This is a genomic window from Micromonospora sp. TSRI0369, from assembly GCF_001905625.1.
GTDB classification, from domain to species: domain Bacteria; phylum Actinomycetota; class Actinomycetes; order Mycobacteriales; family Micromonosporaceae; genus Micromonospora; species Micromonospora echinospora_A.
In genome coordinates this window covers 887888-908496 of sequence record NZ_LIVU01000004.1, presented here as the reverse complement: position 1 = coordinate 908496, position 20609 = coordinate 887888, and the positions used below count along the sequence as shown (strand labels likewise).

At 72.6% G+C, this 20609-nt stretch carries 13 protein-coding genes and 1 pseudogene; 10 read left to right on the top strand and 4 right to left on the bottom strand.

The genetic code is table 11. The features are described 5' to 3' along the window. Positions 1 to 1185: 1185 nt before the first annotated feature. Positions 1186 to 1812, top strand: a complete 627-nt coding sequence (locus tag AMK25_RS17155) for an NADPH-dependent F420 reductase (RefSeq protein WP_073829316.1) — start codon at positions 1186 to 1188, stop codon at positions 1810 to 1812. Between the two features lie 58 nt (positions 1813 to 1870). Here AMK25_RS17155 and AMK25_RS17150 read toward each other — a convergent pair whose 3' ends face one another. Continuing rightward, positions 1871 to 3688 (bottom strand): VanW family protein, encoded by a 1818-nt coding sequence (locus tag AMK25_RS17150; protein ID WP_073829380.1) that lies wholly within the window; start codon positions 3686 to 3688, stop codon positions 1871 to 1873. 186 nt (positions 3689 to 3874) lie between these two features. On the opposite strand from AMK25_RS17150, the gene nudC reads away from it, so the two are divergent. Further along, positions 3875 to 4774 (top strand): NAD(+) diphosphatase, encoded by a 900-nt coding sequence (nudC, locus tag AMK25_RS17145; RefSeq protein WP_083664738.1) that lies wholly within the window; start codon positions 3875 to 3877, stop codon positions 4772 to 4774. On the opposite strand, the gene AMK25_RS17140 is transcribed toward nudC, so the two are convergent. After that, positions 4671 to 5939: a polysaccharide biosynthesis protein gene (locus AMK25_RS17140; RefSeq protein WP_073829315.1), complete on the bottom strand. Its 1269-nt coding sequence runs from the start codon at positions 5937 to 5939 to the stop codon at positions 4671 to 4673. The two genes, nudC and AMK25_RS17140, sit on opposite strands and share 104 nt — an antisense overlap. Before the next feature lie 166 nt (positions 5940 to 6105). On the opposite strand from AMK25_RS17140, the gene AMK25_RS17135 reads away from it, so the two are divergent. The 5 genes and pseudogenes from AMK25_RS17135 to AMK25_RS17120 form a co-directional block, all read left to right on the top strand. Then, positions 6106 to 7845 carry a hypothetical protein gene (locus tag AMK25_RS17135; RefSeq protein WP_083664737.1) on the top strand — a complete coding sequence of 580 codons (1740 nt, stop codon included), beginning with the start codon at positions 6106 to 6108 and terminating at the stop codon, positions 7843 to 7845. Between the two features lie 41 nt (positions 7846 to 7886). Further along, complete coding sequence (locus tag AMK25_RS32210; protein WP_157539048.1) at positions 7887 to 8048, top strand: hypothetical protein; 162 nt, start codon at positions 7887 to 7889, stop codon at positions 8046 to 8048. A gap of 9 nt (positions 8049 to 8057) precedes the next feature. Further along, positions 8058 to 8882, top strand: coding sequence for a glycosyltransferase (locus AMK25_RS17130; RefSeq protein ID WP_073829314.1), 825 nt, complete (start codon positions 8058 to 8060; stop codon positions 8880 to 8882). Beyond that, complete coding sequence (locus AMK25_RS17125) at positions 8879 to 10324, top strand: glycosyltransferase family 4 protein (RefSeq protein WP_073829313.1); 1446 nt, start codon at positions 8879 to 8881, stop codon at positions 10322 to 10324. Before AMK25_RS17130 ends, AMK25_RS17125 begins: the two co-directional genes overlap by 4 nt. Next, positions 10318 to 13539, top strand: a pseudogene (locus tag AMK25_RS17120) (DUF3367 domain-containing protein); the annotation flags it as partial. The gene AMK25_RS17125 and the pseudogene AMK25_RS17120, both read left to right, overlap by 7 nt. 876 nt (positions 13540 to 14415) lie before the next feature. On the opposite strand, the gene AMK25_RS33250 reads toward AMK25_RS17120, so the two are convergent. Next, positions 14416 to 15882, bottom strand: a complete 1467-nt coding sequence (locus AMK25_RS33250) for an acyltransferase family protein (RefSeq protein WP_443189916.1) — start codon at positions 15880 to 15882, stop codon at positions 14416 to 14418. A gap of 135 nt (positions 15883 to 16017) precedes the next feature. On the opposite strand from AMK25_RS33250, the gene AMK25_RS17110 reads away from it, so the two are divergent. After that, positions 16018 to 17058, top strand: coding sequence for a DUF3068 domain-containing protein (locus tag AMK25_RS17110; RefSeq protein WP_073829311.1), 1041 nt, complete (start codon positions 16018 to 16020; stop codon positions 17056 to 17058). Positions 17059 to 17143: 85 nt separating this feature from the next. Here the strand turns inward: AMK25_RS17110 and AMK25_RS17105 are convergent, their stop codons facing one another. Further along, positions 17144 to 17878 (bottom strand): class I SAM-dependent methyltransferase, encoded by a 735-nt coding sequence (locus AMK25_RS17105; RefSeq protein WP_073829310.1) that lies wholly within the window; start codon positions 17876 to 17878, stop codon positions 17144 to 17146. A 417-nt stretch (positions 17879 to 18295) separates the two neighbouring features. On the opposite strand from AMK25_RS17105, the gene AMK25_RS17100 reads away from it, so the two are divergent. Continuing rightward, a complete protein-coding gene (locus AMK25_RS17100; RefSeq protein ID WP_073829309.1) occupies positions 18296 to 18919 on the top strand; it encodes a DUF6230 family protein in 624 nt (207 codons plus the stop codon). Positions 18920 to 18996: 77 nt separating this feature from the next. Next, entirely contained in the window at positions 18997 to 20592 is a 1596-nt protein-coding gene (locus AMK25_RS17095) for a DUF6114 domain-containing protein (protein WP_073829377.1), read from the top strand. The last annotated feature ends 17 nt before the right edge of the window (positions 20593 to 20609 follow it).

The window sequence follows — 20609 nt, the reverse complement described above, 5'->3', positions numbered from 1 at the left end:
AAGCTGGTCTGCAACGAGGAGTCCTCGACACCGGTCCACTTCAGCGTGACCGTCTGCCCCGCGTACGCGGCCAGGTTGAAGGTGATTCGATTTCAGGGCCACCCCGCATGCGGGGTGGCCCTGAAACGCATTCCCCCACAGCCGACCCGGCCGGCAACACACCGGCGAGATCCGGCCGCTACCCCGTCCTAGCGGGGGTGGAGGCACTGCAGTCCTAGCCACTTCCCCGAACTGGCGGCAACAGACTGCTCCGGACCCCGCCACCTCCCCGAACTGGCGAGCCGGTCACCACTTCCCCGAAGTAGCGGCAACAGAGCGCCCCGGACCCACCCACCTCCCCGAGTTGGTGGGCCGGTCGCCAGGTCCCCGAAGTGGCGGGCCGAACTGGCGAACCGGGCGGCCACCACTACGACGATGTGGCGGCAATGGAGTGCCCGGGATCCAGCCATCTCCCCGAACTGGCGGACGGGCCACCACTTCCCCGAGGTGGCAGCATGAAGTGCCCCGGACTCAGCCACCTCCCCGGACCGGCGGACGGGTCACCAGATCCCCGACTCCCCGCAACGAGTGCTGCCGACCCAGCCCTTTCGGCGAGTGGCGGCCAAGTCCCCCAAGCGGCGGTAACGGAGCGCCCTCGCCCCCACCACCTCACCGAGCCGGCGAACCGGGCGACGACCACTCCGGCGAAGTGGCGGCAACGGAGTGCCCGGAATACACCCACCTCCCCGAACTGGCGAATCGGCCACCAGTTCCCCGAAGTGGCGGCAACAGACTGCCCCGGACCCAGCCACCTCCCCGAACTGGCGGACGGGTCACCAGGCCCCCGAAGTGGTGGCAACAGAGCGCCCCGGACCCACCCACCTCCCCGAGATGGTGGGCCGGTCGCCAGGTCCCCGAAGTGGCGGGCCGAACTGGTGGACCGGGCGGCCACCACTACGGCGAAGTGGCGGCAACGGAGTGCCCGGAATGCAGCCACCTCCCCGAACTGGCGGGCACGGGCCGCCGCCCAACCACCCGCACCGCCCCGGATATCGGGCTGGCCGACGGGAATCACCACGACGGCCGCGTCAGTCTCGTACCGTCGAGCCGGGACCGCCGACGCAGGCCGACTCAGCGGCTCGAAACGTGACATGGCGTACGCCCGGGCCGTGGTCGGGGCGGTGCGCACGGGGTACAGGAGTGGACATGGAGATCGGAATCATCGGGTCGGGGCACATCGGGGGCACCCTCACCCGTCGTCTGCGTTCACTCGGCCACGACGTCGCGGTGGCCAACTCCCGCGGGCCGCAGAGCCTCGCCGACCTGGCTGCCGAGACCGGCGCCCGGGCGGTGTCTGTGGAGGACGCCGTGCAGGGCGCCGAGCTGGTGGTCATCGCGATCCCGCTGAAGGCGGTGCCGGAGCTTCCGGCGAGCCTCTTCGACGGCAAGCTGGTGGTCGACGCCAACAACTACTACCCCCAGCGGGACGGCGACATCGCCGAGCTGCTGGATCGGAGCCTCAGCTCCAGCCGCTGGACCGCTGACCACCTCAAGGGTGCCCGGGTGGTGAAGGTCTTCAACAACATCCAGGCGGCGCACCTGATGGACGAGGGCAAGCCGGCGGGTACGGCGGGCCGGATCGCGCTGCCGGTGGCCGGCGACGACGCGGACGCCAAGCGGATCGTGATGGGCCTCGTGGACGACCTGGGCTTCGACCCGGTCGACGCGGGCACCCTGGACGAGAGCTGGCGTCAGCAGCCCGACACGCCCGTCTACGGCACCGACCGGGACGCCGACGGCGTACGCGAAGGGTTGGCCGCGGCGCGGCCGTGAGAAGCATGGGAAAGGCCCCGCCGGACGCATCCGGCGGGGCCTTTTCGCGTTTCGTGGGTCAGTTGCCGCCCGGTTTCGGGGCGCAGATGAAGCGCGGCTCGGCGTCGTAGCGCCAGCTGAACTTCTCCCGCTTGAGGACCTTGCCGTCCTTCTTGATGACCCGGTACGCGTCCTGGGCGAACCCGATGGCGCCGGCGGCGGGAATGCAGGACGGTCCCGGCGTCAGGTAGACGGTCTTCGGCTGGGTGATGTTGCGGCGGGGGCCGTACTCCGTCTTGACGCTGTCGTAGATCTTGGTGCTCCAGATCGAGACGGTGATCGAGCTGGACGTGTACGAGGTGTCGATGAGCACGCCGTGGGGCGTGTTGTTGCGGAACTTGAAGTCGAGCTGCGGCCAGTAGATGGTCGACTCGATCACGGCCGGGTAGCGGCTGAAGTAGAACGAGTGCGGCTTGTGCTCCACGTCCTCCAGCCCGGCGTAGTAGGTGGCGTTGAACAGCGTGGTGGTGAACTGTGAGACGCCGCCACCGACGCCCGGCACCAGCTTGCCGTTCACGATCGTCGGCGCGTCCTTGTATCCCTGGTCGTAGCCGCGTTCGCCGGTGTGCCCGTTGAGTGAGAACGTCTCGCCCGGCTTCACGAGCGCGCCGTCCACGTCCTTCGCCGCGCGGACGATGTTCTGGCTGCGCGGGGAGGAGAGGCCGCCGGTGAAGTGGGTGGTGAAGCTCGACACCCGCTCCTTGATGCCCAGCTTCGCCAGCTCGGCCTCGGTCAGCTCGGGCGCGGCCGGCTTGAGTTCGGCGGTCACCGTACGGCCCTCGGACTTGGGCAGCACCGCGAGCAGGGCCGGGCCGAGCGCGGCGGCGTCGACCTGGCGGCCGGCCTTGCTGGGCACCACCTTCGGCTTGCCGCCGCTGATGGTCAGCCCGGCGTCCTGCGGCGCGACCTCCAGCTTCGTCAGCCGGTCGCCGAGCGCGGCGCGGAGCCGTTTGACGTCGACCTTCGGGGTGAGCGTGCCGGCGTCGTCGGCGGAGAAGCGCAGCGACCGGGCGATGGCGGCGGGCGGGATGGTGACCGAACCGCCGTCGGTGGTGAGTGTCACCGGCGCGGCGACCGCGGGCCGGGCCAGCTCGGCGACGAGGCGGTCCACCTCCTCCCGGGTGGTGGCGGGCCACTTCTCGACGAGCGGCACGGTGACCGGCTCGGCGGCCAGCCAGCCGGCCTTCACCACAGCGGTGGCGCCGTCGGTGTCGACAGTCAGCGCCGGCTTCGGGTAGACCGGCTTCGGGGTTGTGCCGGTCCAGATGATCGCCGGCATGGTCATCTCGCGTCCCTGCGAGCCCATCACCTTGCGCAGGGCGGCCTCCAGCTTGGGCTGGTCGACGGTGACCACCGGCTCGACCGTACGGGAGCCGACGAGCCGGCTCACCGCGTGCGCGTCAGCCTCGGCGGCCGCCGCCACAGTGGCGTCCACGTCGATGGCGAGCCCCACGTCGGACGGCTTCAGCTCGGCCTTCTTCTCACCGACGGTGACCGCCAGCGGTGAGTTCAACGTGTCGGCGCGGCGCTCCAGCTCGGCGCGGAGCGCCTGGGCCGCCTCCGCGCGGCTCCGCCCGCCCAGCTCGGTGCCGAGCACAGTGGTGCCGCGGGGCACGTCACCGGCGTACGCGTAGGCGCCCAGGCCGACGCCGCCGGCGAGCACGGCCGCGACGATCCCCCCGGCCAGCAGCAGCCGGGCCCGTCGCGACCGCCCCGGCCTGCCCGACTCGCCTCCGGGCGGTGTGGCGACCGGCTCCATCTCGACGCCGGGCCAGCTCACCGCCGCCACCTTGATGGTGGGCCGGTCGTCGGCAGCCGGCACCTTCTCGCCGTACATCGTCACTGCAACCTCGATCGGAAGTACACGCGGGGACCGCTTCCCCCGCGGGAGACACCTACGGTAACCAACGCTCGGGCGCGCCGGGAGTCTCCGGCCCGGCGGTCGTGTCGGGCGTTCGGCGGTGTCGTGCCGATCACCCGATTCGGGGCCGCACCCGGGTGTGGATCGTGGCACGGTGAGCGGGTGCTGGCGTACGGCGGTGGATGGCTCGACCGGGCGGCGGCGCTGCGCGGTGACGCGGAGTGGCTGGCCGGGCGGCTGGCCGATCCGGTGAGCGTGGTGCTGCCGCTGTGGCGGGACCGCTGCCTGGTCGACGCGGCCGGTCCGGTCCGGCTCACCGGCGAGTACGCTTCCCGCGTCCGGTCGGCCGCCGAGGAGACCGTGTTCCTGGGGCTCGACGGCGACGTCGCGGTGTTCGCGGCCGACCTCTCCGCGCTCGGCGAGCGGGCCGCAGTCGAGCTGGCCGCCGCGACGCGGGCTGTCGATGTCAGGGCGCTCGTGGGCCGGCTCGACCCGGCCGGGGCGGCGGTGCAGGCGTACGCCCGGGGGTTGCTGCTCTGGCACCGGCAGCAGCGGTACTGCGGCGCGTGCGGCGCGCGGGCCGTGGCCGGCGGTGGTGGGCACATGCGGACCTGTAGCGGTGGCGAGTGCGGGCGGCTGTGGTTCCCCCGGATCGAGCCGGCCGTGATCGTGCTGGTCGAGGCGCCCGGTCGGTCGGGGCGCTGCCTGCTGGCCCGGCACGCGGGCGCGGCCGAGGGGGCCTTCTCGACGTTGGCCGGTTTCGTCGAGGTCGGCGAGAGCCTGGAGGACGCGGTCCGGCGGGAGTTGGCCGAGGAGGCGGGCGTCACCGTCACCGACGTGGTCTACCAGGGGTCGCAGGCGTGGCCGTTTCCCGCCGGGCTGATGGCGGGTTTCCGGGCCGTCGCCGTGTCCGAGGAGGTCCGGGTCGACGGGGTGGAGCTGCTGGAGGCGCGCTGGTTCAGCCGGGCGGAGCTGCGGGCGCGGGTCGCGGCAGGGCGGCCGCTGGCCCGGGCGGACTCGATCGATCACCGGCTGCTGGGCGACTGGCTCGCGGAGGCCTGAACACCATCACCAGCGCGGTTCCCGCGGCGGTGGCGAGCGCGCACCACATGATGCCCTGGAACGTCCGTGGCGCGACGGTGGTGGTCAGCACGGCCAGGACAGCCGCGGCGACCCATAGCGGCGCGGAGGGCCAGCGGGCGCCCGCCGCGATCTTCGCGTTGACGGCCGCGAAGATCAGCGCGTAGAGCGCGCCGGTGGCGGCGAAGAACGGGGCGTACCGCCCGAGGGACGTGTAGTCCTCGCCGCCCACCAGCCGGAACGCGAACCCGCCGGCCAGGGCCGAGGCGGCGACGAGCACGACGCCGCAGGCGGCGACGATGGCGAGCACGACGGTACGGACCCGGTTGTCTCCCACGGCGAGCCGGGGCAGCGCCAGCACCACGATCACCTGGGGGGCCCAGAGCGCGCCCTTGGTGAGCACGGTTCCGACCGCGTACGCCCCGGAGTCGGCGGGCGAGAGCAGCTGGCGGGCGAAGATCAGGTCGGCGTACGACACCGCGAGCATCGCCAGCGCGGCGGTGCCGGCGCTTGCCACCTGCCGGATCCGCATGGAGGCGACGGCGTCGTCCCCGGCGGGCCGGTCGGGCCGGGCGATCCAGGCCAGCACGGGCAGCACCAGCCAGGCGGTCAGCATGCCGGCGAGCAGGGTGACCACGACGTCGGCGCCGAGGACCAGCGCGACGATCATGCCGCCGTACCGCCCGAGCGCCACCACCCCCATCGCCCAGGCGAGGCGGACGAAGCGCTGCTCGCCCTGCAACTCGCCGAGCCACCGGGCGGCCAGGACGACAGCCACAGTGGTGCCGGCGACCAGCGCCACGACGGACAAGGACAGTCGCAGACCGGTGATCATCACCGGCGCGGTCACGACGACGGCGCCACCGGCGACCGCCGTGGTGACGAGGCTGACCCGGTGCGTCGGCGCGCCGGCGTGGCGGGCCCGGTGCACAGCGACCGCCATCTGCAGTCCCACGCCGGCGACCCCGGCGATCGCGACGAGGGCCAGCGTCGTGGCGAGGACGCTCAGCTCCTCGACCGGCAGGTAGCGGGCACCGAGCATGGGCAGCAGGTAGGCGAGCCCGTTCGTCACCATCGCGGCGCCCGCGACGGCCGCGCCGGCTGTCCCCATGCGGCTCGCGCCGGGCCCCGCCGTGGTCTCTGTCATCGCGCCTCATGTCGGTGTCGCCGGTGGGAACGGTTCGCCCCGGACCTCGCGTCGTCGCGACTCGTTCGTCGACGTCGTGAGGCAAGCTACCGTCCGTACTTCCCCTGTGCCTAGAGTGCTGTCCGGAGCCCCGGGTGCGACGTCGGGCCCGCTTCCGTCCAGGTTCATGGGGGTCCGTGTGCGTCGAGCGTCACCGAGCTTCGGTCCGGCGCTGTCGCGGGCCGCCGTCGCGCTGCGCCGCTGGTGGCCGGAGACGGCGCTCGGTGTCGGCGTGGTCGTCGCGATCCTCGGCCCGGTGCTGCGCCGTGGCTTCGTCCTCCGGTACGACCTGGTGTTCGTGCCGGACCCGCCGTTCGGCGCGGTGGTCTGGGGCAGCGGCTCCGAACTGCCGCGTGCGGTACCGAGCGAGCTGCTCGCGGTCGGGCTGTCGCAGATCGTCCCGGCCGACGTGGCCCAGAAGGCGCTCCTGGCCGGCTGTCTCGCCCTGGCCGCGGTGGGCGCGGCGCGGCTGGCGCCCGTCGGTCACCCGCTGGCGAGGGTCGCCGCCGGGCTCGCGTACGTCTGGAACCCCTGGGTGTACGGGCGGCTGCACCTCGGGCAGTGGGCGGTGCTGGCGGGGTTCGCCGCGTTGCCCTGGGCGTTCGCCTGGGTGCTGGGGGTGCTCCGGCCGCCGCCCGAGGGCACCGGTCCGGGGCGGCGTGCCGCAGTGGCCGGAGGGCTCGCGGTGGTGCTGGGTGGCCCGGCGATGGTGCTGGCGGCGGTGTCCGCCTGTGCCCCGGCGCTGGCTCTGGCGCGCCGGTGGCGCGCGCTGGTGGCGGGGGCGGCCACGTTGGCCGGCCTGACCGCGCCGTGGTGGCTCGCGCTGGTGAGCCGTGGCGGCGCTGTCGACCTCGACGAGCGGGGTGTTGCCGCCTTCGCGGTTCGCGCGGACACGCCGCTCGGCGTGCTCGGCAGCGTCGCCACTCTCGGCGGCGTCTGGAGCCGGCATGCCGTGCCGGTCGGCCGGGACCAGTGGGCGGTCGCCCTGCTGGCGCTGGCGCTGGCCGGCGCGGCGCTGTGGGGGTACGTGCTTACCCGTCGCCGCTGGCCGTCGGCGGCCTGGTGGGGTCTGCTCGCCGGCGCGGTGCTGGGCACGGTGGTCGCGGTGGCGCCGGCGTGGTCGCTGGGCGCGCAGGGGATGGTCGGGCTGGTCGAGCACGTTCCGCTGGCCGGCGCGGTCCGGGACGGCACCCGGCTGCTCGCCCCGCTGGCACTGGTGCAGGCGGTGGGTCTCGGGATGCTCGTGGAGTCGCTCGTGACGACCGGCGCCCGGGCGCTGGCCCCGCTGCTGGTGGTCGCTCCGGTGCTGCTCATGCCCGGTCTGGCGTGGGGTCTCGGTGGTCAGTTCGACACGGTGCGGTACCCGGCGGAGTGGGCGGCGGTGCGCGCCGAGGTGAACCGGGATCCGGCCGGGGGCAGCCTGGTGTCGCTGCCCTGGTCCTCGTTCCGGGCCTATCCGTGGGCGGGGAACGTGCCGGTGCTCGATCCGGCCTCGCGGGCGTTCCGCCGGCCGGTGGTCGGGGACCAGGACGTGCTTGTCGGCCGGGACCGGATCCGTGGGGAGAGCCGGGAGGCGGACCGGGTGGCGGCGGCGTTGGCGGCGCCGGGTGATCCGGGGCCGGCCCTGCGCCGGCTCGGGGTGCGGTACGTGCTCGTGCAGACGGACCAGCCGGACGCCGCGCAGGTGGAGGGCCGGTTCGTGAGCGCCGAGCTGGTCCGGCGGGACGGGGCATTGACGCTGTTGCGTCTACCGGATTCCGATTTCTCCGGCTCGTCCGGTCGCATCGGCATAATTCCCCTGATGGGTTATTCGGTACTGGGGGCCACCCTGATGATCGCCCTTTCGCACCGGGTCAAGCGGCAGTGACGCATGTTACTCTTCGGTACCTTTTTCCGAAGGGATCATCGATGAAGGCATCCTTCAATCCCCTCCTCACCGCGGTAGTCGCCGCGGCGGTGGGTGCCGTGCTGGGAATTCTGGCCGTCTCCATCGGGGCGTCCACCCTCGGCAACAGCAACAGCAAGCCAGCGAGCGTGGAGCAGCCCATCATCGTGTACGGCGAGCGCTGACGGTGCGGCATGGAGGTCCCCCCTCCTGACGTCTCGTCAGATCTGGTCGTACTCGACGTCGTGGTGCCCGCGTACAACGAGGCACTCCGGCTGCCCGACACACTGGTCCTGCTCCGGGCTGCGTTGGCCGAACTCGATGTGCCCTGCCGGGTCACCGTGGTGGACAACGCCAGCGACGACGGGACCAGTGCCGTGGTGGTGAACGCGCCGCCCGGCCCGGTTCCGGTCCGCCTGCTGTGGTGCGGCGAACCGGGCAAGGGTTTCGCGGTGCGTCGGGGTGTGCTGGCCAGCGACGCCCGTTACGTCGGGTTCTGCGACGCCGACCTGGCCACCGCGCCGGCCGCCCTCGCCCAGGTGCTCAATCTCCTGTACGACGGCGCGGACGCGGTGGTCGGGTCGCGGGCCCACCCCGAGTCGGTCGTCGAGGAGCGGCACAGCGTGCTGCGACGCTGGGGCGCGGTGGCGTTCCGAGGCGCCGTCCGGCAGGTGGTGCGGGGCGTCAGCGAGACGCAGTGCGGGTTCAAGTTCTTCCGCAACGACGTCGCCCGACGGGTCTTCGCGCCGCTGCGGTGCGGTGGGTTCGCGTTCGACGTCGAGGTGCTGGGCCGCGCCGAGCGGGCCGGCGCCCGCCTGGTGGAGATTCCGGTCAGCTGGGTGGACGTGCCCGGCTCGCGTTTCTCACCGGTGCGGCACGGCTGGCAGAGCTTCGTGGACGTCGCGAAGATCAACTGGCGGCTCCGCAGTGCGGACGCCACCCCGGTGATACCGCTCGTCACCCTTCCGGTCACGCCGGACGTCACCGGCGGCACGGCCGCCGTTGGAATGCGGCCGTGAGTGTCGGAACACCCTCCACCGACGCGGCACCCACCGACACCACGGTGGTGGGCCGCCGGGTCGTGGTGCTCAACTGGAAGGACCCCTGGCATCCCGATGCCGGGGGCGCCGAGGTCTACGCCTGGCAGGTCGCCCGCGACCTGGTGACCGCCGGCGCGGAGGTCACCTTCGTCACCGCGCGCCCGAAGGGGCAGCCCGGTGACGAGGTCCGCGAGGGCATCCGGATCGTCCGGGTCGGCGGCCGGTGGACCATCTACCCCCGGGTGCTGGGCTGGCTGGCGCGCCACCGCCGGCAGTTCGACGCGGTGGTGGACTGCCAGAACGGCATCCCGTTCTTCAGTCCCGCGGTCCTGCCGGCGGCCGTGCCGGTGATCTGCGTGATCCACCACGTGCACGACCGGCAGTTCCGGCTGTACTTCGGCCCGGTCGTCGGTCGCTTCGGCGCGTGGCTGGAGGGACCGGTCGCGCGGCGGGTCTACCGCCGGGCGGTGACGCTCGCGGTCTCCCCCTCGACGGCCGTGGCGATCCGGGAGCGGCTGCGCTGGACCGGCCCCGTGGTGGTGGTGCCCAACGGCGCGGACGCGTCCCCGCCGGCCGTCGCGGGCGTGGCCCGTGCCGACCGGCCACGTGTCGTCTGCGTCGGCCGGGTCACCCGGCACAAGCGGGTGGACCTGGTGATCGACGCCGTGGCCCGGCTCCGGGCGGAACGGCCCGACCTGCGTCTGGACATCGTCGGTGGTGGGCCGGACGTGGAGAGCGTCCGCCGGCTGGTCGACGAGCGTGGACTGAACGACATGGTCACCGTCCACGGGCACCTGCCCGCCGCCGAGCGGGACGCGCTGCTGGCCGCGGCCTGGCTGCACGTCTCCGCCTCGTGGGGTGAGGGCTGGGGTCTCGTGGTGGTGGAGGCGGCCGCCGCCGGGCTGCCCACTGTCGCCTTCGACGTGGACGGGCTGCGCGACGCGGTCCGGCCGGGCCGCACCGGATGGCTGGTCGACGAGGGCGAGGATCCGGCACAGAACCTGGCCGCCGGCCTCGACCGCGCGCTGGACTGTCTGGCGACGCCCGGCGAGCGGGACCGGACGGCCGCGGAGTGCCGGCGGTGGAGCGGCTCGTTCCGCTGGACCGACACCGGCCGGCGGGTGCGCGCGGTCCTCGGGGATCTGCTGACGCCGCGTCCGGTGCCCTGGGCCGCCGGCAACACGTCGGTGGTGGTCCGGTCCGACCAGCCGGAGTGCCTCCTGGCCCGGGTGGCGCCGCTTCTGCCGCGTACCCGGCACGTCGCTATCGACGGACAGGATCTGCTGATCGTGGTGCCGGCCGCGGAGCCGGCCGCCGTACGGCAGGCGCTGCTCCGAGCGGGGGCCGGAGCCGACGACATCGACGAGCGGAACGCGGGAGCGGACGAACTGCTCACCGGCGTTCCGGTACGGCAGTGCTGACCGCCTGGTCGACCGCTCGCCGTACCCCCGGAATTCCGAGCGCCACGGTGTCCCTGGCGGTGTGGCGCCTGCGCGAGCTGCTGGTCTGTCTCGCGCTGATCGGTCTCTGCGTCACCCAGGAGCCCGGGCTCATCGTGCCCGAGACGAAGCTGGACATGGCCCTGGACCCGGGCGGCTTCCTCGCCCGCGCGGCCCACCTGTGGACCGGGGACTGGCAGTTCGGCACGCTCCAGAACCAGGCGGTCGGCTACTTCTTCCCGATGGGCCCGTTCTTCCTGCTCGGTGACGCGGTGGGCCTGCCGGCCTGGCTGGTGCAGCGGCTCTGGATGGCGACGCTGCTCTGCGTCGCGCTCACCGGCATGGTGCGGCTGGCCCGCGCCCTCGACCTGGGTGGTCCGGGCTCGCGTCTGGTGGCCGGCGCGATCTTCGCGCTCTCCCCCCGGGCGCTGTCCCTGGTCGGCACGGTCTCGCTGGAACTGCTGCCGTACTGCGTCGCCCCGTGGGTCCTGCTGCCCCTGGTCAAGGGGGCCGCCGGCGGCTCGTTGCGGCGGGCCGCGGCGCTCAGCGGGCTCGCGGTGGTCTGCATGGGCGGCGCGAACGGCGCCGCGGTCGCGTGCGCCGTGCTGCCGGCGTTCCTCTACGTGGTGACCCGGGCGGCCGGCCGGCGGCGGATCCGCCTGCTGGCCTGGTGGACGGCGGCGATGGTGGCGGCCACCTTCTGGTGGCTGGTGCCGCTGCTGTTGCTGCAACGCTACGGTTTCCCGTTCCTCCCGTACACCGAGAGCGCGGCGGTCACGACCAGCGTGACGTCGCTCCCGTCGGCGGTACGCGGCAGCACCCACTGGGTGGGTTACCTGGCCGTCGACGGCGTGCCGTGGTGGCGCTCGGGATGGGCGCTGGTCACGACGCCGTGGATGGTCGTGCTCACCGGCCTGATCGCCTGCGTCGGCCTGGCCGGGCTGGCCCGCCGGGACCTGCCGGAACGGCGGTTCCTGCTCGTCGGCTCCCTGGTCGGCCTGCTGGCGCTGACCGCGGGAAACCTGTCGACAGGGGGCGCCGCGTTCGCGTCGCCGGTGCGTGAGCTCCTCGACGGTCCGCTCGCCGCCCTCCGCAACCTGCACAAGTTCGACGTCGTGCTCCGCCTGCCGCTGGCGCTGGCCGCCGCGCACATGCTGGACACCGTCGGCCGGATCGCCCTCATCCGGCGCTTCACGCGCCCCACGAACATGGCGCCCCGACGGGTGGCGCTGGGCGCGACCGCCGCCGCCCTCGTGGCGGTGACCAGCGGCGCGGGAATGGCGGGACTCGCGCCGGGCGGCGGCTTCCACGCGCTGCCCGAGCACTGGCGGCAGGCGACCGGGTGGCTCGACCGGCACGCCGGCACGGGCACGACCCTGCTGGTCCCCGGCTCCAACTTCGCCGAGTACAACTGGGGGCGTCCGCTGGACGAGCCGGTGCAGCCCCTGCTGGACTCGCCGTGGGCGGTGCGGGCGCTGGTGCCGGGCGGATCCGCGGGCAACTCCCGGTTGCTCTCCGCGATCGACGAGCGGCTCGCCTCGGGCACCGCCTCACCCGGGCTGGCCGACGTGCTCAGCCGGCTCGGCGTGCGCTACCTGCTCGTCCGCAACGATCTCCGCCAGCCGGTCGGCGGCATCGCCCGGCCGGTCCTCGTGCACCGCACGCTGGACAGCGCTCCGGGCCTGTTCCGGGTCGCCGCGTTCGGTCCAGATGTCGGGGTGAAGCCCGACCTGGCCGGGGCGTGGGACTACGGACTGCACGAGCCGTACCCGGCGGTGGAGATCTACGAGGTGGATCGGCCGACGCCCCGGGCCACGCTGACCGACGCCGCGCTGCCGCTCAACCTGGTCGGCGCGCCGGAGACGTTGCTGGACCTCAGCGACGCCGGGGTGCTGGGCAACCGGCCGGTGATCCTCGACGGCGATCCCCCGCTGGTCAGTGACGGGGGCACGGTGCTCGCCGACAGCCTCCGGGACCGGGAGGTCGACTTCGGTCTCGTCCGGGGCAACACCTCGCGGACCCTGACCGAGCAGGACCCGACCCAGTTGGAGCGCCTGGAGCACGACATCCTCGACCCGGCGTGGCGGTCGTCGATCACCTCGTCGGCGTACGCCGGGGTGGCCGACGTCCGGGCGTCCTCCAGCGCGGCGGACGTCACCGGCCCGGCCGGGCTGCGCGACCCGTCGGCCACGCCCTTCGCCGCGGTGGACGGTGACACCGGCACCTCATGGTTGTCCGACGGCGCGCGCAAACCGGTGGGCCAGTGGGTCGAGCTCCGGTTCGCCGACGCGATCGAGGCCGGCTCGGTGGAGGTGCAGGTGATGGGCGACGAGGTGATCGGCGCGCCGGTCACCTCCGTACGGGTCAGCACCGAGGGCGGTTCCCAGGTGCACCCGGTGTCCGACGCGAGCCGGTCGACGACGCGGCTGCCGCTGCCCGCCGGCCGGAGCAGCTGGCTGCGCGTGACCGTCGAGGGTGTCGCGGACGCCGACGTTCCGGGCCGCCGGGCGGGTATCCGGGAACTGCGTGTCGCCGGGGTGAAGCCCGAGCGTTACCTGCGCCTGCCGAAGGTGCCCGCCGACGCCGTCGCGCCCGAGGTCGTCGCGCTGGCCCGCAAGGCCACCGATCGGTCCGCCTGCGTGGTCTCCGGTGACCACTACCTGTGCGCTCCCGACCTGATCCGGCAGGGCGAGGAGACCGGGCTGGTGCCCCGGCGCTTCGACCTGCCGGCCGCGATCACCACCCAGCTCACCGGCCTGGCCCGGGCCACGCCCGCCACCGCGCTCGCGACGTACGACGAGATGACGGGCGGCGAGACGTTCACGACGTCGAGTTCGTGGTTCACCGACCCGGTCGCCTCGTCGCGGTCGCTGGGGGACGGGGACGACGGCACGGCGTGGTGGGCGGACCCGAGCGATCCGCAGCCCACTGTGAAGATGCGCTGGGCCACCGCGCGCAAGGTGAGCTGGGTGCGGCTGCGGTTCCCCGAGAGCCTCGTCGCGGCGCCGCCCAGGACGGTCCGGATCACCGGTGACGACGGCATCCGGGAGGTGGCTGTCGACCTGGACGGTGTCGCCCGCTTCCCGGCTCTGCGTACCCGTGGGCTCACCGTTGCCGTGACCTCGACGGTGCCGAGGGTCAGCCGGTCGACGGCGCTGTTCGAGCCGCAGTCGCTGCCGGTCGGTCTCAGCGGTGTGGACGTGCAGGGCGTGCCGGAACTGAACCAGCCGCGCGGCCTCGACCGTGAGGTGACGCTACCGTGCGGTGCGGGGCCCACCATCGTGGTCAACGGGGTGAAGGTGCCGACGACGGCCACCGGGACGCTGCGCGACCTGCGCGACCTGCGGCCCCTGCGCTACCGCGCCTGCGCTCCCGCCACGTCGTCCGGCCGGGCCGCGAAGGCGGGCGCGGAGCAGGTCACGCTGCGGGCGGGCGGCAACGAGGTCTCCGCCCCGGCGGACCGGTTCGTCGTGGACAGCGTGATCCTCAGTGGTGAGCCGGCGGAACGTCCTGCCGTCGCCGCGTCACCGCGCCGGGCGGTGAGCGTGGTCGACTGGGACGACCAGCGCCGGTCGCTCGATCTCGGCGCGGGTGGCGGCAGCTACCTGATGGTTCCGGAGAACGCCAACTCCGGTTGGCGGGCGACACTCGACGGGCAGGAGTTGATCGCGGCCCGTCTGGACGGGTGGAAACAGGGATGGTTCGTGCCGGCCGGTCCGGCCGCCCGCGTCGAACTCGTCTTCACGCCCGGCGAGCACTACAGGATCGTCCTGTTCGTCGCCGGGGGCCTGTTGGTGCTGCTGATGGTCGGGGCGCTGATTCCCGCGCGTCGCCATCGGCCCGCGTACCCCGTGGTGCCGACGTCGATGCCGACCGCGCCGCTGCTCGCGGTGGCGGTGCCGGCACTGCTCGGGGGTCCGCTCGGGCTCGGCTGCGCCGCCGTGGTCGTGGCGTTGCACCGGCGCCGCACGCCCGGCCCGGCATGGATCTGGGTGCCGGCCGCGCTGGGTCTCATGGTCTACGGCACCGAGCGTCTGTGGCTGCCCCGGGTCGGGGCGGAACGGGTGGCGGAGCTACTGGTCCTGCTGCCGAGCGGACTGCTCCTCGTCGCGGTCGCCGCTCTCGTGCTTCGTTTCCGCCGGGTCCGCGGCCGGTACGAGGCCCCCTCCGAGGCCGACCGGGCCGGCGCCCTGCAGCGCTGGCGCCGGCGTCGCGACCAGGACCGGGAGGTCGGGCTCGACGGCCACGGGCCGGCGGCGGCCACCGAGCCGCCGCAGCCGTCGAGCGGGCCGTTCGATGAGGTAGTAGCTGGCCGTCGCGACCGGGACGGTGAGGGCCAGGGTGACCGCGAGGAGCACCCAGAACGAGCTGTTCATCCGGGTGAATCCGAGCAGGCGGAAGCAGGCCTCGAGCGCGAGGAGGTGCCAGAGGAAGATGCCGTAGGAGATCCGGCCGAGGAACATGACCGCCCGGTGGCCGAGGAGAGCGCGGGGCACCCCGCCCGACCCCGGCCCGACGAGGGGGGCGATCAGGCACCAGGCGACGAGCAGGAACAGCACGTGCTCGGTGATCGACTCGACCGGCTTGGCGGGCTCGACCCCGCGCGGGCCGGCGATGGGCGTGCTCGCGATCCAGAGCAGCGCGCCGGCGATGAGCCAGGACGTTCCCGGGGCGAAGGTGAACACGCGCAGGCCGCGCGGCGTGGCGGACCACAGGTCCTCGTCGCCCCGCCCAGATCCGTCACCGGTCAGTCCGGTGAGGAACGGGGTCGAGGTCGTGCCGGCGGGCCACGAGGCGAGCACGGCCAGCATGATGCCGATGCCGAACCAGTCGAGAAAGGCGGGCAGCCAGAGCACCGCGAGTCCCGGTAGAGGCGAGTCGGGACCGTGTGCGTACGCATTCCAGATGAGGCCGGCAAGGACGAGTACGGCTCCGAGCGCAAGTTGGCGCCGGGCTCGCCCGAGCGGGGTACGACCGCCCATTCGGCGGCCGAGCACCGCTATCAGTGGCAGCGCAAGGTAGAAAGTCGCCTCCGTAGCCAGGCTCCAGGTCTGCTCCATGCCGACCGGAAGTCGCAATGGCTCATAAATCTGTGCCAGAAGAAGGGGGATGGCCCAGTCCCAGACGGACTTCAGGTATTCGATGTTGAGCCATGCCAGTGCGACGATCGCCATTACCCAGTACCCGGGCAGAATGCGCAGCGCGCGGTGCCAGAGGTATCGCCGAACGGACGGACCTGATCGTCCGTTAATGGCAGCGACTGCGAATGGCCGATAGAGGAGGAAACCGGACAGCGCAAAGAAGATCGCCACCCCCACATCCAGCCTGGCCAGCACACTTGCTAGGTGAGCGAAGGAGTTGGTCAGTCCGCTGAGAAAGGCGACATGGTGGACGACCACGCCGATCACCGCCACGGCCCGCAGTCCTTCCAAAGCGGGCAGCCAGCCATCCGAACGGCCGGTATTAGGTGCGGACAGGCCAACCTGCCCGTTGCTCGAGTCCGGTCTGTCGGGTCGGCTCACAGTTCCCTCAACATCCATTTGATCTCGCAGCCCGGTGGGCTGCGTACCCCCGGAGTCAGTACGTCTCGGGAGGCCGCATCGGACCATATCCGAAATCGGCCTCGTCATGTACTGTCAGCCGACTAGTCGAGTCTTTACAAGGGGAGGAGTTTCATGCGACCCACGTCGGGTGCCATCTTGGTGGCGGCAGGCGCGTTCCTGATCGTCGGGGCCGTGGCGACGCCGCTGGCCGTCGCGCCCGCTCTCGTCAAGGTGCCCCTTGACCAGAGTTCGGTAACGGTTTCAGAGGCGAAGAACGCGACCGTTCTTGACTTCAGCACGCTGGCCGAGCGCAGCGGCGTCAACCTGACCGCCCACCGCGCTGTGCGGGGCGACGTCGACGCCGGCAACGCCGACCGGACGGTCTTCAACGTCGGTGTCCGGGTGATCGACGAAGCCGGCAAGGAGATCACGGTCAGTACGGACCGGGTCGCCCTGGACCGGCGTACCGCGGAGTCGGTCGCCTGCTGTGCCGAGGCGGTCAACGGCGCGCCCTTCAAGCACGAGGGGCTCACCTACACCTTCCCGTTCGGTACGGAGAAGAAGACGTACCAGTACTTCGACAACACCGCTCGGAAGACGTACCCCGCCGAGTACGTGGGCACCGAGAAGCTGCAGGGGCTGACCGTCTACAAGTTCGAGATGACGGCCGAACCGATCAAGATCAGCGAGATCGACGTGCCGGGCAACCTGGTCGGATCGGCCCAGCCCACCGTGACCGCCGGCCGCTTCTACGCCAACACCCGCACCCTCTGGGTGGAGCCGGACAGCGGCGTCATCGTCAAGGGGCAGGAGAAGCAGCTCCAGACCCTGCGTGACGAGACCGGCGCGGACAAGATCAAGATCATCGACGCCACGCTCGTCTTCACCGAGGACACCCAGAAGCAGCAGGCCAAGGCGGCCAAGGACGCGCGTGGGCAGATCAACCTGCTGACCACCGTGCTGCCGATCGTCCTCGGCGTCGTGGGTCTGCTCCTGCTCCTGCTCGGCCTGTTCATCATCGTCCGCGCTGCTCGCCGCCGGCCCGACGCGACGCCGGTGGACGCCGGCGACGGACCGGTGGACGACGTGCCGTCGCAGCGGTCGGGGGAGCCGGTCGACGACCCGACCGTGCCCGCCGGCGGACGTCACGCCGCGGACCGCGCGGAGTCCTGACCACCGACCCTCGCACCACCACACGAGCAGGCCGGCCGACCCACCAGGGTCGGCCGGCCTGCTCGTGTCCGCGGCAGGTGGTGGGTCAGAGGCGCCGCACCGCGTACCGGGTGCAGACCCAGTCCTCGGTGTACGGCAGGTCGGGCCGCTGCCCGACGATCTCCCCGCCGTTCGCGGCCACCAGCCGCGCCATGTCGGCGTCCGGCACCGCTGTCATCTTCATCGGCGCCGGGTAGTTGAGCAGCCGACGCTGCGCCCAGCTGATCAGGCGGAACGGCGCGAGCTTCCAGATGACGCCCTTGGCCGTACGGGCCGGCTCGGTCGGCAGGCCCACGACGGCGACCCCGCCGGGCCGCAGGACGCGCAGGAACTCGGCGAGGTAGCTGTCGATCGCCGGGCGCGGCAGGTGCTGCAACACGAGCGCGCTGTAGACCAGGTCGAAGTGGCCGTCGGGGAACTGGCTCAGATCCGGCGCGTCGTTGAGGACGAAGCGGATGTTCCCGGCGCTGCGGTCCAGGCGCCGGGCGGTCTCCAGCATCGACGGGGCGATGTCGACGGCGACGACCTCGTCGGCGTGCGGCGCGAGCGCCTGCGACAGCCGACCGGCCCCGCATCCGAAGTCCAGCGCGCGTTCCCATCGGGTGGGCAGGCCGAGCCGGCTCAGCCATCCGGTCGTCTCCTCGACGTCGGCGCGGCCGGTGGCCAGGAACTCCTCGACGTCCCACTGTCCGCCGCGCTTACCGGGCTGGACGAGGACGGCCCACAGCGGATCTTCGGCGCCCAGCTTGGTCCAGTCGCGCCGTACGTCGTCGAGATTCACGCCGAAACCCTAGGACATCCGGGGGTCCGGCTGGATCGACCCGGTCAGTCTCGGGCTCGGATGTTCGGCCGACGACACTGCCCCGAACGGCCCACCGCGCTCGACGCACTGTACATTTGTTACTCGATTGTAATCCCTCGATATTTCATCACTGTGGGTTGATCGGGTGCTCGACGGCGGTGCTTTTGCCCATTTTCACGGCCTTTCCTTACTCCGGACGGGCGACTCCTGGTGATGGTGAGCCGCCTTCGTGGCCCACTCGTGTTACCGCCGGGTACACGAGGGGGTTGTGAGCTGCGCCGCATCGGGTGCACGATCAGGCTCGATCGTTACCCGTCGGTAACAGAGGGCGGGGCCCGGCGCGGGCCGCCGGTCCGACAAACCGGCCGCCGCGCACATTCGCTCGAGGAGGAACCCGTGCAGAATCGGCTCGACAACCAGGGTCGGACCCGGTGGCGGCGGTTCGCCGCCATGATCGTGCCCACCACGGCCGCCGCCGGTGCCATCCTGTTCGGCATGTCGACCGGCGCCATCGCCTCCGACATCACCGTGTCCGGGCAGACCTTCAAGATCGGCGCGGACCGCCTGGAGGGCGAGGGCTTCAAGCAGTACGGCGGCATCGTCCGCGAGAAGGGCGAGAACGGCAAGGCCGGCGCGACCCGCCCGGTCGCGATGGCCGAGATCAGCAGCGCCGATCTGTACAACCTCTGCCAGTCCGTCCGCGCCGACCTGCCCGGCCTGCCGGTGGTGCTCACCATCAACGCCGGCGAGGGCAAGGACCCGGCCCGCGCCAAGGACCTGGTGATCGCGATGGACTCGCTCGAAGGCAACGCGACGTTCACAAACATCCAGATCGGCCGCGACGCCAGCGACCTGAACCCGACGGCCCAGCAGGGCTCGTTCGGCCAGAACTCCGACCGGGTCACCATCCGCGACCTGAAGCAGGTGTCCCGCTACACCACGTCCTCGACGTTCAACCTGGTCGGGCTGCGGCTCAAGGTCAACGTGGGCGACGACGCCAAGGGCAAGGAGTGCTTCTGAGCTGAGCACGGCCCGCGGTGGTCGACCACCGCGGGCCCGCCCCACCGTCCCCGCCCCCGCTCCGCCAGGAGGAGTACGTGACAACCGTCGAACCGTCCCACGCCCGGCTCGGCACCGCGGCCCGGACGTGGCGGACCTTCCGCCGCTGGCAGCGGCGCCGGCCGTTCTGGGGTGGCCTGTTCATCATCCTGGCCGGGGTGGAGATGCTCGCCTCCACCCGGCTGACCCTCAACGGCCTGAGCTTCAGCAGCGGTGCCACCGGCCTGCTCTCGCTGCTGATCCCGGCCATCCTCGTGACCTGCGGCGTGCTGCTCTGGCTCAGTCCGGCGCAGCGGTTGTTCTACTCGATCGTCGCGGCGGTCACGACCGTCTACTCGCTGATCGGGCTCAACCTCGGCGGCTTCTTCCTCGGCCTGCTGCTGGGCATCGTCGGCAGCGCGCTCGCCTTCGCCTGGGTGCCGACCGGTCCGGCCGGTCCCGCCGCCGACGAGCGCGACACCGAGGCGGACGACGAGCGCGACACCACGGTGGACACGCGGGACGCCGACCAGCGCGACGGCGACGGCCCGGTCGGCGGCGAGCAGGTCGGCGTCGACCAGTTGCTCACCGAGCGGCCGGACGGCACGGAGCCCGCCGACGAGCAGCCGGCCGGGGAACGGCCGACAGTCGAGGTACCGGCCGCCGTACGGCCGGCCGTCGAGCAGCCGACTGCCGAGCGGCCGGGCGGGGAGCGGCCGGTCCCTCGGCAGTCGGTGAACGGGCAGCCGGCCGGATCCGACGGCGGCCCGCCGGAGTGGGCGGGCCGTTCGGCGGATCCGCGCGCCTTCGGCATCGTCCTGGTGGTGCTCGGCCTGGCGACCGCCGGCCTCGCCGTAGCGCCGCGGGCGGTGCAGGCCGCCCCGAGTAAGCCCGCCGCGAGCGCGTGCCCGTCGAAGCCCGCCACGCCGTCGAGCGCACCCTCCGCGAAGCCCACCCCGTCGCCGAGCGCGAGCCCGACGCGGGAGGGGAACATCATCACCGACTTCTTCGACGGGATCGGCGACCTGTTCCGAGGCGGCAGCGGCAAGAGCGCGACGCCCTCGCCCACACCGACCGCAGACGGGTCGGCCGCCCCGACGAGCAAGCCGACCACCCGTCCCGGATCGACCGACTGCCCGGCGCCGGGCAAGCCGGGCAAGGAGGAACCGGCGAAGCCCGGAAAGGTGGAACCGGGCAAGCCGCTGCCGCGTATCGCCGCCGACCCGAGCCTGCCGAAGGTGGCCCAGCAGCCGTCGAAGCTCACCGGCTCCAAGGTGACGATGACCGGGCTGCGGTTCGAGGGGATCACCGACCTGCGGACCGAGCAGGGCGTGCTCAAGGTGCTGAAGTTCAGCATGAAGGAAGCCGTGACCGACGACTTCCTGCTGGTCGCCGACGGCCCGCGCGGCCGCACCCAGCGGTACGCGACCGACCGTCTCACCGTCCGCGACGACGTCGCGTTCTACTGCACCCGGTTCGTCGGCAAGCTCGCCGGCATCAAGCTGACGCTGACCCCGGACCTTCCCTTCCCGGACGGCCTGCCGGTCACGCTGCCCATCCCGGTGACGTTCACCGACCCGGTCATCGACCTGGCATACGTCACCAGCAACACGCTCACCGGCCGGCCGACGCTGCGGCTGACGCTCGGCGCCTGACGCGACGGGTGCCGGCG